16 protein-coding genes and 1 tRNA gene are annotated in these 14,016 nt (G+C 67.5%); 8 read left to right on the top strand and 9 right to left on the bottom strand.

The window, feature by feature from the left end; genetic code table 11:
* Positions 1-5 precede the first annotated feature (5 nt).
* The 4 genes from F1C58_RS10415 to F1C58_RS10400 are packed head-to-tail and all read left to right on the top strand — an operon-like array spanning position 6 to position 3,700.
* Positions 6-1,490 carry an ABC transporter ATP-binding protein gene (locus F1C58_RS10415; protein WP_185201046.1) on the top strand — a complete coding sequence of 495 codons (1,485 nt, stop codon included), beginning with the start codon at positions 6-8 and terminating at the stop codon, positions 1,488-1,490.
* Positions 1,487-2,281: an energy-coupling factor transporter transmembrane protein EcfT gene (locus F1C58_RS10410; protein WP_185201045.1), complete on the top strand. Its 795-nt coding sequence runs from the start codon at positions 1,487-1,489 to the stop codon at positions 2,279-2,281. The genes F1C58_RS10415 and F1C58_RS10410 overlap by 4 nt, the downstream gene beginning before the upstream one ends.
* A gap of 28 nt (positions 2,282-2,309) precedes the next feature.
* Positions 2,310-2,840 (top strand): ATP-binding protein, encoded by a 531-nt coding sequence (locus F1C58_RS10405; protein ID WP_185201044.1) that lies wholly within the window; start codon positions 2,310-2,312, stop codon positions 2,838-2,840.
* A complete protein-coding gene (locus F1C58_RS10400; RefSeq protein WP_185201043.1) occupies positions 2,837-3,700 on the top strand; it encodes a sulfurtransferase in 864 nt (287 codons plus the stop codon). Before F1C58_RS10405 ends, F1C58_RS10400 begins: the two co-directional genes overlap by 4 nt.
* Before the next feature lie 70 nt (positions 3,701-3,770).
* On the opposite strand, the gene F1C58_RS10395 is transcribed toward F1C58_RS10400, so the two are convergent.
* The 7 genes from F1C58_RS10395 to F1C58_RS10365 all read right to left on the bottom strand — a co-directional run bounded on the left by F1C58_RS10395 (position 3,771) and on the right by F1C58_RS10365 (position 7,614).
* Complete coding sequence (locus F1C58_RS10395; RefSeq protein ID WP_185201042.1) at positions 3,771-4,121, bottom strand: metallopeptidase family protein; 351 nt, start codon at positions 4,119-4,121, stop codon at positions 3,771-3,773.
* Positions 4,121-4,600 (bottom strand): DUF2017 domain-containing protein, encoded by a 480-nt coding sequence (locus tag F1C58_RS10390; protein WP_185201041.1) that lies wholly within the window; start codon positions 4,598-4,600, stop codon positions 4,121-4,123. The genes F1C58_RS10395 and F1C58_RS10390 overlap by 1 nt, the downstream gene beginning before the upstream one ends.
* Positions 4,597-4,881 (bottom strand): ATP-dependent Clp protease adapter ClpS, encoded by a 285-nt coding sequence (clpS, locus tag F1C58_RS10385; protein WP_185201040.1) that lies wholly within the window; start codon positions 4,879-4,881, stop codon positions 4,597-4,599. The genes F1C58_RS10390 and clpS overlap by 4 nt, the downstream gene beginning before the upstream one ends.
* A 91-nt stretch (positions 4,882-4,972) precedes the next feature.
* Positions 4,973-5,045 (bottom strand) — tRNA-His (locus F1C58_RS10380).
* A gap of 188 nt (positions 5,046-5,233) precedes the next feature.
* On the bottom strand, positions 5,234-5,857 hold the full coding sequence (gene orn / locus F1C58_RS10375; RefSeq protein ID WP_185201039.1) for an oligoribonuclease: 624 nt from the start codon (positions 5,855-5,857) through the stop codon (positions 5,234-5,236).
* 70 nt (positions 5,858-5,927) lie between these two features.
* On the bottom strand, positions 5,928-7,175 hold the full coding sequence (locus F1C58_RS10370) for an MFS transporter (RefSeq protein ID WP_185201038.1): 1,248 nt from the start codon (positions 7,173-7,175) through the stop codon (positions 5,928-5,930).
* A gap of 1 nt (position 7,176) precedes the next feature.
* Entirely contained in the window at positions 7,177-7,614 is a 438-nt protein-coding gene (locus F1C58_RS10365; protein WP_185201037.1) for a MarR family winged helix-turn-helix transcriptional regulator, read from the bottom strand.
* Positions 7,615-7,851: 237 nt separating this feature from the next.
* On the opposite strand from F1C58_RS10365, the gene F1C58_RS10360 reads away from it, so the two are divergent.
* Genes F1C58_RS10360 through F1C58_RS10350 form a run of 3 tightly spaced genes read left to right on the top strand, consistent with a single transcriptional unit; the run spans position 7,852 to position 8,644 of the window.
* Complete coding sequence (locus F1C58_RS10360) at positions 7,852-8,061, top strand: SCO4848 family membrane protein (RefSeq protein ID WP_185201036.1); 210 nt, start codon at positions 7,852-7,854, stop codon at positions 8,059-8,061.
* Between the two features lie 31 nt (positions 8,062-8,092).
* Positions 8,093-8,371 (top strand): oligoribonuclease, encoded by a 279-nt coding sequence (locus tag F1C58_RS10355; RefSeq protein WP_185201035.1) that lies wholly within the window; start codon positions 8,093-8,095, stop codon positions 8,369-8,371.
* Positions 8,372-8,383: 12 nt separating this feature from the next.
* Positions 8,384-8,644 carry a co-chaperone YbbN gene (locus tag F1C58_RS10350; RefSeq protein WP_185201034.1) on the top strand — a complete coding sequence of 87 codons (261 nt, stop codon included), beginning with the start codon at positions 8,384-8,386 and terminating at the stop codon, positions 8,642-8,644.
* 7 nt (positions 8,645-8,651) lie between these two features.
* Here the strand turns inward: F1C58_RS10350 and F1C58_RS10345 are convergent, their stop codons facing one another.
* Positions 8,652-9,158, bottom strand: coding sequence for a MarR family winged helix-turn-helix transcriptional regulator (locus F1C58_RS10345; protein WP_255461068.1), 507 nt, complete (start codon positions 9,156-9,158; stop codon positions 8,652-8,654).
* Between the two features lie 62 nt (positions 9,159-9,220).
* Here F1C58_RS10345 and F1C58_RS10340 point away from each other — a divergent pair, with 62 nt between their 5' ends.
* Entirely contained in the window at positions 9,221-11,335 is a 2,115-nt protein-coding gene (locus F1C58_RS10340) for an MMPL family transporter (RefSeq protein WP_185201033.1), read from the top strand.
* On the opposite strand, the gene F1C58_RS10335 is transcribed toward F1C58_RS10340, so the two are convergent.
* Entirely contained in the window at positions 11,310-13,697 is a 2,388-nt protein-coding gene (locus F1C58_RS10335; RefSeq protein WP_185201032.1) for an HAD-IC family P-type ATPase, read from the bottom strand. The genes F1C58_RS10340 and F1C58_RS10335 overlap by 26 nt on opposite strands.
* Positions 13,698-14,016: the final 319 nt, after the last annotated feature.

Raw genomic sequence — 14,016 nt, 5'->3', positions numbered from 1 at the left:
GACCCATGGCATCACTTCCCCTCACCCCCGCGACGCCGCTCAGTGTCGACGCCCGGGGATGGGGATGGCGCCATGCCGGTCGGGCGGACTGGGCGGTGCGCGAGCTCGACCTGCGCGTCGAGCCTGGCGAACGGGTTCTGCTGCTCGGGGCGTCCGGGGCGGGAAAGTCCACCCTCGTGCAGGCGCTCGCCGGGGTGCTCGGAGGTGATGAAGAGGGCGAATCCGCTGGGGAGCTGCTCATCGGAGGCGGCGTTGCGGCGCAGGCTCGCGGACGCGTGGGGCTCGTGCTGCAGGACCCCGATTCGCAGGTCGTACTCGCCAGAGTCGGCGACGATGTCGCCTTCGGCTGCGAGAACATGGGCGTGCCGCGCGAGGAGACCTGGGTGCGGGTGGAGCAGGCGTTGCAGGCGGTCGGATTGCCCTTGCCGCTGCGGCATCCCACCAGCGGACTCTCCGGCGGGCAGAAACAGCGGCTCGCGCTCGCCGGGGTGATCGCGATGAGACCGGGCCTTCTGCTGCTCGATGAGCCGACGGCCAATCTCGACCCCGAGGGGGTGATCGAGGTGAGGGATGCCGTGGCGCGCGTGCTCGAAGCCACCGGCAGTACCCTCGTGGTGGTCGAACACCGCGTGGACGTGTGGTGGCCCCTGGTGGATCGTGTGGTCGTGCTCTCGCCGGGCGGGGGAGTCCTGGCCGATGGCGCGCCGGAGCATGTGTTGCGCCGGGAGGGAGCGGCTCTCGCCGCCTCGGGAGTATGGGTTCCGGGCCACCTGCCGCAGCATCCGAACCGCGAGCGACGGCCGGGCGAGCCGCTGCTTCACGCCGAGAACCTCACTATCGGCCGCGCCTCGGCGCTTCAGTCCGGTCTCGCCCTGTCTGTGCGAGCGGGGGAGTGCCTGGCGATCACCGGCCCGAACGGAACGGGCAAGACCACTCTCGGGCTCACGCTCGGAGGACTGCTGCCGGCGCTCGTCGGGCGAGTGACGGCCGATGGCCTCGCCGGCGGTCTCGGCACCGATCCGCTGCGCTGGAAGTCCCGTCAGCTGGTGACCCGCATCGGCAGCGTGTTCCAGGATCCGGAGCACCAGTTCGTGAGTGGCACGGTCGCCGGCGAACTCGCCGTCGGGGCGCGAGCGATCGGACTCTCAGCCGAGGAGTCGGCTCGGCGCATCGATCCCCTGCTCGAACGACTCCGTCTCGGGCACCTCACCGCGGCGAATCCGTTCACGCTCTCCGGCGGCGAGAAGCGTCGGCTGTCCGTTGCGACGGTTCTCGTCACCCGACCGCCGCTCCTCGTGCTGGATGAACCGACCTTCGGGCAGGATGCGCGCACCTGGGCCGAACTCGTCGCATTCCTCGCCGAACTCCTCGATGAGGGCAGCAGCGTCGTCGCCGTCACCCACGATGCGTACCTGGTCGACGCCCTCGCCGACACCGAACTGCGGATGTCGCGGGCCGGACACCTGCTCGAGTCGAGGGTGCCTCGATGACGACTGCCGACATCCTCACCCCGCCGGCCGGCACCCGGGCGATCTATCGCATCAATCCGGTCGCCAAACTCGCCGCGACCGCGGTGATCGGCATCGCGCTCGTGCTGTCGATCGACTGGGTCTCGGCATCCGTCGCGCTCGCCTTCGAGGCTGTGCTGTTCTTCTTCGCCGGGCTCGGGCCGCGCCAGTTCGTGAAGAGGACACTGCCGGTGGCGGTGGCGGCGCTCTTCGCGGCGGGCACCATCCTGCTCTACGGGCGAGCCTCCGGCACCAGCCACTGGCGCTTCCTGCTGGTGAATGTGACCGACGGGTCGATCGAACTGTCGGTGGCCACCCTGTTGAGGGTGCTCGCCATCGGCCTTCCCGCCGTCGTTCTCTTCGTCACTGTCGATCCGACGGATCTCGCCGACGGGCTCGCGCAGGTATTGCGCTTGCCCTCCCGATTCGTGCTCGGCGCTCTCGGCGGACTGCGTCTCGTAGGTCTGTTCGCGGAGGATTGGAAGTCGCTCGAATTCGCGCGCCGCGCGCGGGGGATCGCCGACCGCGGGCGGTTGCGCCGTTTCGCCGGCCAGGCCTTCGCGCTCCTCGTGCTCTCGATCCGGCGCGGGAGCAAGCTCGCCACCGCGATGGAGGCCAGGGGCTTCGGTTCGTCGATACCCCGCAGCTGGGCACGAGAGTCCCGGTTCGGCGGGCGCGAGTGGGCACTCGTGGCGCTGTCCTTGCTGATCGCGCTCGCCGCGGTCGGCACCTCGGTAGTCACCGGGCACTGGAATTTCCTTGCCGGGGCCTGACGGCCCAGGCGTTAGCGCGCCAGCCCTCGTGGCTCGACTCCGCCGGGCACCCCGCCCGGTAGTGCTCATCGATGGCGGTTCCGGCTCCGGCAAGACAACTCTCGCCCAAGCCCTCGCTCCCGCCCTCGACGCCCAGCTCGTGCGACTCGACGAGCTCTATCCGGGCTGGGACGGGCTGGAAGCGGCGTCCCGTGCGGTTCACGACGACGTGCTCGCCCCGATCGGTCCCAGGTGGCGTCGCTGGGACTGGGTAGCCGACACCGCGGCGGAATGGCACGCGCTGGACGCCGCGCTCCCGCTGGTGATCGAGGGCTCCGGATGCCTCAGCCGCGCCAATCGCGCCCGCGCCAGCTTCGGCATCTGGGTCGAACTCGACGCCCCGACGCGCAAGCACCGTGCGCTGGCGCGGGACGGTGACACCTACGCTCCGCACTGGGACCGCTGGGCCGCGCAGGAACGCTCTTTCGGCCGTCGTGAGCATCCCTGGCGCCTGGCCGACCTCGTTCTCCGCGACGAGGACGTCGCGCGGCTGGTCGACGGGCTAGCGTCATTGCTATGACTTCGCCTTTCATCACCGCCGTCCAACTCTCCGCCCTGCTCGATTCCCCGGCCCCGCCGGTTGTCCTCGACGCGAGCTGTGTGCTGCACCCGGCGCAGTTCGATGGCGACTACCGGCGCGACTCTGGACGGCCGCTCTGGCTCGACGAGCACATCCCGGGATCGCAGCATGTCGACGTGCCGAGTCAGTTCTCTGACAGTGCAGCGACCCTTCACTACACGCACCCCTCCCCCGCGGCGATCGCGAGCGAACTGGCCCGCATCGGTGTCGGCGCCGCGGACGCCGTCGTGGTCTACGACACGACCGGGGGGCTCTTCGCCGCCCGCCTCTGGTACCTCCTGCGCTGGATCGGTGTCGACGCGCGCGTGCTGGATGGGGGCCTCGCGGCCTGGAGCGCGGCGCACAAACCGACAGCGACAGGGGAGGAGCCCGTGCCGCCGGCCGTGCCGGCGTGGACTCCCGCGGCGACCCTCGAGTCGTGGGTGACAAAGGAGGAGCTCATCCAGCGCTCCGAATCGGATGCCCGCCCCCTGGTCTGCGGGCTGCCCGCGAGCAGCTTCACCGGCTCCGCCCCCTCGCGGTACTCCCGTCGCGGGCGAATCCCCGGCAGCGTGAATGTCTCCTCGCGCGACCTGTTCTCCGCTGACGGCACCGTGAAGAGCGACGAATCCCTGCGCGAGGCCTATGCGGCCGAGGGCGTGACCGGCGCAGAGGAGGTGCTGCTCTACTGCGGCGGAGGTATCTCAGCATCCGCCAACGCGCTCACGCTCGTCGAACTGGGCATCTCCGCCGTGCGAATCTATGACGGTTCGCTGGAGGAGTGGTCTGCCGACGAGACGCTTCCGCTCGCGCTCGGCTGATCCGCAGCCTACTTCCGACGGCCTCGGGACGCCGGCAGGCCAAGGACTGCTCGAGAGTGTTCCGCGAACCTCAGCCCCACCCGAGGTCGTGCAGCTCGTCGTCGTCGATTCCGTAGTAGTGCGCGATCTCGTGCACCAGGGTCACGTGGATCTGGTCCTTCAGCTCCTCGAGGTCCCCGGCCACGGCGAGCAGCGGCTCCCGGTAGAGGATGATGCGGTCCGGCAGCTCCCCGAAGCCGTAGTTGCCGCGCCGGGTGAGGTCGACGCCGTCGTAGAGCCCCAGGAGGTCGAGAGAGCCGTCCTCCGGCCTGTCCTCGGTCACGAAGACGACATTCTCGAGACCGTCGACCATCTCGTCGGGCAACAGGTCCAGCTCGTCGACCACCAGCTTCTCGAACTCTGCCGCGTCCAACTCTTGCATCAGTGGTCCAGGCAGTCGACGAGAGAGCCCTGCACGAAGCCGAGCCAGTCGTAGAGATCGAGCAGCACCGGATCCTCCGACCCGAGATCGCCGTCAGCCTCGATGCCCAGCCGCGCCGCGATCGTCAGCCGGATGTCCGTGAGCGACCGCACCCAGGCCTGCGCCGATTGCGCATCGACCTTCACCGCGGTCGGCGAACTGGCGCGGGCTGCGGTTGCGAGGTCGGCGACGATTCGACGGGCGTTCGCGCTCTTGCGGGAGGCCAGGTCGTCGGCGGTGAATCGGCGAAATTCGGCGGATGCCTCCACGTCGTCCGGATACGCGTCCGGAAGCAGCCGCGCGAGCGCCGGATCGGAGTCGTGGTCCGCGCGAGAGCCGACCAGCTCGGCGAGTTGGTTGGCGAGGAGCGAGAGGGTTTCAGCCTCGACCGGCTCGAAGACCGCGACGAACTGGTGGCGGGAGCGGCGGAAGGCCTTCACTCGTCCGCCTTGGCGAGGGTGGCCCAGAGCCCGAAGTCGTGCATCGCCTCCACGTGGCGCTCCATCTCCTCGCGGCTGCCGGTGGCGACCACCGCTCGTCCGTCATTGTGCACCTGGAGCATCCGCAGATCCGCTTCTGCGCGGGTGAAACCGAAGTAGCTGCGGAACACCCACGACACGTAGTTCATGAGGTTGACCGGGTCGTTCCAGACGATGGTGACCCAGGGCGAGTCGAGCACGGTCGACTCGACCAGCTCGGTCTGCTCGAGGACATCGGTCATAGGTCAACCCTCACACATGCAGAATGGCCCCGCGTTTCCGCGGGGCCATTCTCTTCACACATTGCTCTGCTGCACACCGTGCAACTCCCTGGGTGACCGACGGGGCTCGAACCCGCGACATCCGGCTCCACAAGCCAGCGCTCTACCAACTGAGCTACGACCACCATGCGTGCCGTCCACGATGATTCGCGACCGACACAACTCGACAAGCTTATTACACCCGTAGAAGTTTTGCTGCCGCGGCATCGGAGCGAGCGAATCGGGCCGTCGGATGCCGGGCCGTCGGATGCTGGGCCGGTCGGTGCTGGGCCGGGCGGTCGCTAGGCCCGTCGCTTGCTAGGCCCGTTGCTCGCTAGGAGAGGTGCGGCAGGAACTTCTCCACGACCGCTGCGGAGACCGCCTGAACGTCGTCGGTAGTTGGTCCGGGCTCCGCCACGAACACGGCCTTGCGGTAGTAGTCGAGCTCGCGGATCGATTCGAGGATGTCGGCGAGTGCACGGTGCCCGCCGTTCTTGGCCGGTGCGTTGAAGTACACGCGGGGGAACCAGCGCCGGGAGAGCTCCTTGATCGACGAGACGTCCACATTGCGGTAGTGCAGGTGGTTGTCGACGCGCGGCATGTACTTGGCGAGGAAGGTGCGGTCGGTGCCGATGGTGTTGCCGGCGAGCGGCGCGTGCTGCTCCGCGGGAATGAACTTGAGGATGTACTCGATCACGGCGAACTCGGCGTCCGCAAGGCTCACACCGTGGGGGATCGCCTCGATCAGGCCCGACTTGGTGTGCATGTCGCGCACGAACTCGCCCATGTTGTCCCAGGCGGCCTGGTCTGGCTTGATCACGATTTCGAAGCCGGGATCGATGATGTTGAGGTCGAAGTCGGTGATGACCACCGCGACCTCCACGAGCTCGTCGATGCTGACATCGAGCCCCGTCATTTCGCAATCGATCCAGACGAGGCGGTCGGTGTTTGCTGGCATCCGTGAATTCTATCGTCGGGTACCGATGCCGGCGGCTCGGGGCCGGGCCGGCATCGGCAGTGAGGGGGGATCAGGCGAGCTCGCCGACCCCGATCGATTCGGCCTCGGCGAGAAGCGGTTCCGGCCCGTTGTTCGCGCGGCCGAGGAAGCGCACCCCGGAGAGCACCAGGATTGCGGCGATGAGCACGGATCCTCCGGCGACGTAATACGGCACCGAGGGGCTGAACCAGATCGCGAGCTGGGCGGCGAGCGGCGGAGCGGCCGCCCCGCCGAGGAACCGCACGCCGGAGTAGGCGGATGACGCCACCGAGCGCGGCAATTCGGTCGCCTCCATCACGGATTCGGTGAGAACCGTGTTGAGGATGCCGAGCAACAGGCCGCCGAGTACCACGCAGACGATGAGTCCGAGCTTGCTGCCCGCACAGATGCCCGCCGCCACGAGGTCGAGGGTGAGCAGCGGAAGCACGACGGTGAGCGCGGTTGTGCGCTTCATCCGTGCCGTGAGCAACGGGGCGATCCACACCGACGCGATGGCGACACAGAGTCCCCAACCGAAGAAGATGAGACCGAGTTGGAGCGCGGCACTCTCCTTGGGCAGCTCGAGCGCGAAGGGGGTCCAGGCCAGCAGCGTGAAGAATCCGATGTTGTAGAACAGTGCGGCACCGGCGAGGATCGCGAGGGCGGGGTTCCCGAGCGCGCGGAACGGGGCGGAGAACTTCGTGGGGACCCGGGCGGACCTGTCTTCCTTGCCGAGCAGCACGACGATCGCGACGAAGGCGATCGCCATGAGTGCGGCGGTGCCGAAGAACGGTCCGCGCCAGCTCACGCTGCCGAGCAGCCCGCCGAGCAGGGGACCGATGGCGATGCCGAGGCCGAGGGCGGCTTCATAGAGGATGATCGCCGACGAGGTGCCACCGCTCGCGGCACCGACGATGGTTGCGAGCGCCGTCGAGATGAAGAGAGCGTTGCCGAGACCCCAACCGGCGCGGAAGCCGATGACGGCCTCGACGCTGCCGCTGAGTGCGGCGAGTAGCGCGAACACGACGATGAAGGCCAGGCCGATCATCAGCGTCTTCTTGGCGCCGATTCGACTGGAGATCCAGCTGGTGAAGAACATCATCACGCCGGTGATCAGGAGATAGCTGGTGAAGAGGAGCTCGGTCTGGGCCGCGGTCGCCGACAGTTCGTGGGCGATCGCGGGAAGGATGGGATCGACGAGCCCGATACCCATGAAGGCGACGACACAGGCGAAGGCGACGGCCCAGACCTCTTTCGGCTGCCTGAGGATGCTCGCTCCGGCGGTTTTTTCGTGTGCCATGTCAGGCCACCTTTCGTGCGGTGTTGGTTCGTGATTCGAGAATGGCGACGGCGCGATCGAGGATCTGCGTCTCGTCGGGGGAGAGATCGGCGAACATCGGCTGAAGCGCCTCGCCGAGTTCGGTGCGCCACGCGTCGAGGGCTGTCGTGCCCTTGTCGGTGATCGCGATCAGCCAGGCGCGGGAGTCTGCGACATCCGCTATCCGGTAGATCAGCTCGTCTTCCGCGAGGTGCTGGATCAGTTTCGTCATGGTCGGCTGCGTCACGCGGCAGGCCTTCGCGAGATCCCCGATGCGGTATGAGCCATCGCTCGCCAGGATCGACAGGGTGCGCCAGACGGACGCGGGTGTCGTGCTCCCGGTGGCCTGCGCGGCGACGCGGGTGAGGCGGTTGGCCTGCACGATCAGTTTCTCGACGAGGGGGCGTTGTGTTTCAAGCATCCACCAAGTATATAGCCAAACTATATAGCTCGTCTATGTATAGCTGTGGACGGGAGACGGGTGAGGGCGCGGATGCACGCAGGCAGCGGACGTGCCGGAGCTGCCGCGGTTCACTGCGTCCGAGAGCGCAGATCCCGCACGACACGCCGCCTGGCGCCCGTGACACGCCGCGGTCGGTGAGGATGTCCGCTCTGGGCCCTGCGAGCCGGCATCCGTCACGACCCTAGGCTGGAGGCTGTGACCCTCCTCGCCATCCTGCTCCTCGTCAACGCCGCGTTCGCCGTGATCGTCTGGCCCACCTTCTACCGGCGGGTGGCGAAAGACAGCCGGGCACGGGATGCGTCGGGCTCGGCGAGCCGGTTTCTCACCGTGCATCGGGTGATCGTGGGCATCGCCTACCTGATCGCGGCGGCCTCGGCCGCGGCCGCGATCCTCTCCTTCTTCTGAGGTTGCCACCCGGCCGTGGTACTAATGGAGCATGACTGACGCACAACCGACCCTTTCCCACGGCGACGAATACATCGCCATCTACTCGGGCGGTCCCAATGACGGGCGCACCGACACCCGCATCTCCACCGACGGGGGCTTCGACACCGAGATCACGGTGCTCACCGCGGTCGGAGGCAAAGAGACCCTCACCGACTACACCCTGGTCGACTTCACCGAGGTCGGTGGCCAGTACCACGTGAACTACACCTTCGATGCGAAGGACAGCGAGCCCTTCGATGCACCGGAGGACCGCGGCGACCGCCAGTAGTCGGTTCCCGCCGTGCAGCTTCTCTTCTTCTCTTCGGCCTTCTGCGACCCATGCATCCAGACCAGAGCCGTGCTCGACCAGGCGTCGAAGCTCGTTCCTTCGCTGAAGATCGCCGAGCTGGATGTCGCAGCTCACGGCGACGAGGCTGAACGGGCGGGCATCCGCTCGACTCCGACGGTGATCGTGCTCGACGCGGATGGCGCGGAGGTCTTTCGCGCCGAGGGAGCCCCGAGCCTCGACCAGGTGCTCGTCGCCCTGGCGAAAGCGGTCTGAGTTCGACTCAGTCCGCCGTGGGGATCGCCTGTCGGAACACTCCGATGACCTCGGAGAGGAACCTCGTCACCACTGCGCTGTCCTGCGCCGGAAGGGCTGCGGTGACCCGAGACACCCCCGAGATCATGGGCTCGAGCGTCGCGAAGGCCTCCTGGACGGATGCCGGCGTCGGCACCACGACGACCTTTCGCCGGTCGTGGGCGTGCGGTTCTCGATGCACATGACCGAGAGCGGTGAGCCGGTCGACCATGACCGTGGTGGCCGCGGTCGAGATCCCGAGGCGATGCGAGAGGTCTGTGGGGGTGAGCGGTCCGTTCGTCATCAGGTGCTCCATCGCCGACAGGTCGGTGTCGTTGACGGACAGAGACTGTCCGACGTGCCTCTGGAATCGGGTCGATAGCGCGGAGATCTCGCGGAGCTGCTCCGCGATCAGCTGAGAAGCGACGGCTTCGGCGGCGACGTCACCGGAAACCTCTGGCGCAATCGGCACCCTCGACTTGCGCGAATCTTCCATAACAGACATGCTAAACGATGTGATAGCTAAATAGACTAGCTACCGACCGATGTGGAGGAATCGTGACCGCGATCTGGCGTTTCATCAGCGGACGACGGACGGCCTGGATCGTGCTCGTCGGCACCATCGTCGCGGTCGGCCTGCTCTTCTCGCTTCTGCCCAAGAACTCCGGCGACAGCTTCCCCAGTACCGGCCTCCCGTCGAGCAGCCAGGCCGCGAGGGTGGATGCGGCGCTGGCGAAGTTCCCTTCCGCGGAACAGACCGCGGCGATCCTTGTCTGGAGCCGAGGCGACTCGACGCTCACCGCCGCGGACCGCGGTGCGATCACATCCCGGGCGACCGCCCTCGGCGAGCTCTCCACCGCTCCCCGGGCCACCGCCCCGCAATTCAGCGACGATGGCAAGGCGGCCATCTCGGTCGTGCCGCTCAGCGTGAAAGCCGTCGACAAAGACGTCGCCGGCACCGCCGACTCGCTGCGGACAGCCGCGGCCAAGAACCTGCCGGCCGGGCTCGACAGCTATCTCACCGGAGGCGTCGGGTTTCAGGCCGACATCACCAACGCCTTTGCCGGCGCAGACTTCAAACTGCTTCTCGTCACCGTGATCGTCGTAGCGGTCTTGCTCATCGTCACCTACCGAAGCCCCGTGCTCTGGATCGTGCCGCTCGCCGTCGTCGGCACCGCGGACGGTCTCGCCGGGGCCGTCGTCACCGCTCTCGCCAAGCCCTTCGGCATCACGCTGGATGCCTCGGTCAGCGGCATCCTCTCGGTGCTGGTCTTCGGCGCTGGCACTAACTACGCCCTGCTGCTCGTCGCGCGCTACCGGGAGGAGCTGCTGAAGATCGAGGATCGCTCGGTCGCGATGCTCACCGCGGTGAAGAGCGCCGGACCGGCGATCGCGGCCAGCGGCGGCACCGTGGCGCTGAGCCTCATCACCCTGCTCTTCGCGGAGCTGGCGGGCAACCGTGCCCTGGGCTTCGCCTGCGCCATCGGTGTGGTCGTGGCCATCCTCTTCGCCCTCATCGTGCTTCCCGCAGCGCTCGTAGTGTGCGGTCGCGGACTGTTCTGGCCCTTCGTACCACGGGTGCGGGAGGCATCCGCCGTGGTCAAGGACGGCTTCTGGACCCGCCTGGGCCGCGGAGTCTCGCACCGCCCGGTGATCATCACGGTGCTCTCCGTTGCCGTCGTGGGGGTGTTGACCCTCGGGCTGTCCGGCTTCTCCGTCGGTCTGTCACAGACCGAGCAGTTGCTCGGCAACCCGGAGTCGGTGGTCGCCCAGAAGATCGTCGACAAGTCCTTCTCGGCCGGCCTCACCAGCCAGACGACCGTGCTCACCCCCGAGGATGCGGCGGCAGATGCCACCTCGATCGCGAAGGGCGTCTCCGGCGTCGACTCCGTCACCCCGGGGGAGAGCGCCAACGGCCTCACCCAGCTCAACGTGTCCCTCACCAGCGCGCCGGGAAGCGACGCCGCATTCACCACGATCACGAAGCTCCGCTCGGCCTACGCCGACGAATCCGGCGCGGTGGGAGAGACCATCGTCGGGGGACGGGATGCCACGGCGCTCGACAGCCTCACCACCTCACAGCGCGATCAGGACCTCATCATCCCGATCATCCTGGCGATCGTGTTCGCCATCCTCGCCATCCTGCTCCGGTCGCTCATCGCGCCCGTGCTCTTGATTGCGAGCGTGCTCGCCACCTTCTTCGCGAGCCTCGGCGCGGCCAACTGGATCTTCACCCACCTGCTCGGCTTCCCCGCCTTCAACACCAATGTGATCCTGTTCGCCTTCCTGTTCCTCGTGGCGCTCGGTGTGGACTACAACATCTTCCTCACCACCAGAGCGCGGGAGGAGCGGGAACTCCACGGCACCTCAGAGGGGATGATCCGCGCGCTGTCGTCGACGGGTGCGGTGATCACGAGCGCCGGTATCCTGCTCGCCGCGGTGTTCGCGGTGCTGGGGGTGCTGCCGGTGGTGGCGCTCACCCAGATCGGAGTGATCGTCTGCATCGGGGTGCTCTTCGACACCCTCGTGATCCGCACCGTTCTCGTGCCGGCGATGGTGTTCATCACGAAGGACTTCTTCTGGTGGCCGTCGCACCGTCGCGCGCACAAGCACACAGCGTCGACGGATCCCGGTGCGCCAACGGAGGCTACAGTCGCGGCGGGACAACGCTGAGTGGCGCTCTTCGCGAGGTCAGCCTGAAAACGATCTCGACGGCGATGCAGCCGGTCGCCGCTATTCCGAACGAGACCGAAAGCAGCGGTCCGGTCGGCAGCGTGAAGGCGAGGAATGTGCGCACCAGCGGCACGAGGAAGCAGGCGGCCTGCACGGTCACCATGGTGGCCAACAGGGCGTAACGCCGGGCGGTCAGAGGGCGTGCCGAGACCACAAGCACCCAGAATCCCACGATGGACAGAGCGATCGCTGCCGCAGTGGACATCTCGCTGGACGAATATTCTCCCGAGACGCGGGCGAATGCGAGCACCACCACGATCACCGTCGCGGTCACTGCTCCGGCCGGGAGTGAGAACCTCAGTGAGCGGCGCAGGAAACCCGGCCGGTACGGCTTCTGCTGACCGGCGAGTGCCAGAAGCAGCGCCGGGATTCCGATGGTGAGGCCGTCGGTCGGGGCGAACTGGCGGGGCAGGAAGGGGAACCTCCAGAGCAGCACCCCCACCGCGATCGAGAGCAGGACGGCGTAGGTGGTCTTGGTCAGGAACAGTTTTGACACTCGCTCGATATTCACGATCACGCGTCGCCCTTCCGCGACCACCCTGGGGAGCCGGGAGAACTGCCCATCGAGCAAAATCATGCGGGCCACGGCCTTCGTAGCCGGGGCCCCTGATCCCATCGCGATGCCAATGTCGGCGGCCTTGAGGGCCAGCGCATCGTTCACGCCGTCACCGGTCATGGCCACAACGTGTCCGCGCTGCTGGAGGGCCCGAACCATCTGCCGCTTCTGTGCCGGCGTCACCCGGCCGAAGACCGCGTTTGTTTCGAGGACCTCGCCCATCGCCCCCAGGTCTTCGGGGAGATCTCTCGCGTCGTAGCCGGATCCCTCGAGCTGGATACCCACCGCGCGGGCGATTGTGGCGGCGGTGTGCGGGTTGTCGCCGGAGATGACCTTCAGGGCGACGCCCTGCGCTTGGAAGTAGGCGACGGTCTCCGCCGCATCCGGCCGGATGGTCTCGGCGAAGGTGACGAGAGCGACCGGCTGCAGGGACCCGGGCAACCGATGGCCGTCGATGTCGGCACCGCCAAGACGATCGTCGCTGTGGGCGAGCACCAGGGTTCGGAGCCCCCGCGCGAGGAGGCCGGAGAGTTTCTTCTGCAGGGCGGGATGCGTGTCGTCGAGGTGCGCGAAGACCATCTCGGGCGCTCCCAATACCCAGGTGCCCCGTGAGGCTCCCTGTGGGATACCCACCGCGCTCCATTTGTGCTCGGACGTGAAGGGAACGGATCCGCTCGGCCGCAGGTCTCCGGCCTGGAAGGCGGCCCGAAGGCAGCGCGCCGTCGCGTTGGCATCGTCGTCGGCACCGAAGCAGCCCAAGACGGCCTTCCAGTCCGCTTGCTCGGCACCAGCCTTCCCTCCCTCGGTCTCAATCGCATGGGTGCCATCGAAGGCGATGGCACCGTCGGTCAGCGTGCCCGTCTTGTCGAAGCAGAGAGTGTCGACCCTTGCGAGGATCTCGATGGCCGCGATCTCCTGCACCAGAACCTGGGATTGGGCGAGTTTTGCCGCTGCAAGGGCGAAAGAGATGCTGATCATGAGGATCAGGCCCTGCGGGATGACGCTGGACGCGCTGGCCACCGTGCCGATCAGGGCGTCTCGCCAGTGCCCGGACCGGATCGCCGTATCCCACCCTCCCGCGGCGTGCATCTGTGCGTTCATGACGAGAATGATCAGGGGAGCCAAGCCCCAGCTCACCCACCGGACGATGCGATTGGCCGCATTGCGGAGCTCGGAATTGACCAGGGAGAAGCGCTTCGCCTCCGCGGTGAGTCGGCTCGTGTAGGAATCCGCGCCGACGCGCACCACGCGGGCCGTGCCGTGCCCGGCGGCGACGGCAGATCCGGAGAGCACCGTGTCGTCAGCCCGCTTTCCCACCGGGGCGGTCTCACCGGTCAATTGCGACTGGTCGATCTCGAGACCGACTTCGCTCACGATCACCGCATCGGCCGGCACCTGGTCTCCCACCCGGAGCACGAGCAGGTCATCGAGCACGACCAGTTCGGTGCCGATCTCGTGGGTTTCGCCCCCGCGAAGGACCCGGGCCGGGGTCGCGTTGAGAAGGGAGAGAGAGTCCAGGAGTCGTTTGGCGCGGAACTCCTGAAACACCCCGATCAGCACGTTGGCGAGGGCGGTGAGCCCGAACAGGCCGTCCTGCCAGTCGCCGAACAGAATGAGCACCACGGTGCCGGCGCCGACGACCGCGTTGAAGAGGGTGAACAGGCTGGCTCGAAGGATGTGCGCGAAGCTGCGGCTGGATCCACTTGGCACGTTGTTGGTCGCCCCCGCGCGAACACGGATAGCCACCTCGCTGTGATCCAGTCCGCTGTCGGCCAGCCGCGTGGAATCGATCGGCGGGAGAGCGGGCCGCTGCGGGGCAGCGAACGGACCGGTACCTGGGAGGGACTGCGGTGAGGGCTCGATCGCCTCAATCTAGTGGATGGCTCATCCCGGGGATGGCCGCTCGTACGGTTCTGTGCGCGCCCCTAGCGATATCCGTCCGACAGGTCCAGACCTGGTGTCCAGGAGGACTGCAGCGCTGCGGACGTTGCCTCAGACCCGTGGGCAACGGTCAGGCGAGAACCGGTGCGCGGCGCTGCAGCCACGGGTGACCTACGTCCGCGTA

This window comes from Glaciihabitans sp. INWT7 (assembly GCF_014217685.1).
GTDB lineage: Bacteria > Actinomycetota > Actinomycetes > Actinomycetales > Microbacteriaceae > Lacisediminihabitans.
Note: the sequence above shows the minus strand (reverse complement) of the source record. Positions and strands in the feature narration are given on the sequence as shown.

What these genes read in the sequence shown, in the direction of transcription:
- F1C58_RS10370 (WP_185201038.1), bottom strand. Translation starts at nt 7,175, where the DNA reads ATGGCACACGAAAAAACCGCCGGAGCGAGCATCCTCAGGCAGCCGAAA.
- F1C58_RS10365 (WP_185201037.1), bottom strand. Translation starts at nt 7,614, where the DNA reads ATGCTTGAAACACAACGCCCCCTCGTCGAGAAACTGATCGTGCAGGCC.
- orn (WP_185201039.1), bottom strand. Translation starts at nt 5,857, where the DNA reads ATGCCAGCAAACACCGACCGCCTCGTCTGGATCGATTGCGAAATGACG.
- F1C58_RS10395 (WP_185201042.1), bottom strand. Translation starts at nt 4,121, where the DNA reads ATGCAAGAGTTGGACGCGGCAGAGTTCGAGAAGCTGGTGGTCGACGAG.
- F1C58_RS10345 (WP_255461068.1), bottom strand. Translation starts at nt 9,158, where the DNA reads ATGGAAGATTCGCGCAAGTCGAGGGTGCCGATTGCGCCAGAGGTTTCC.
- F1C58_RS10400 (WP_185201043.1), top strand. Translation starts at nt 2,837, where the DNA reads ATGACTTCGCCTTTCATCACCGCCGTCCAACTCTCCGCCCTGCTCGAT.
- F1C58_RS10410 (WP_185201045.1), top strand. Translation starts at nt 1,487, where the DNA reads ATGACGACTGCCGACATCCTCACCCCGCCGGCCGGCACCCGGGCGATC.
- F1C58_RS10355 (WP_185201035.1), top strand. Translation starts at nt 8,093, where the DNA reads ATGACTGACGCACAACCGACCCTTTCCCACGGCGACGAATACATCGCC.
- clpS (WP_185201040.1), bottom strand. Translation starts at nt 4,881, where the DNA reads ATGACCGATGTCCTCGAGCAGACCGAGCTGGTCGAGTCGACCGTGCTC.
- F1C58_RS10415 (WP_185201046.1), top strand. Translation starts at nt 6, where the DNA reads ATGGCATCACTTCCCCTCACCCCCGCGACGCCGCTCAGTGTCGACGCC.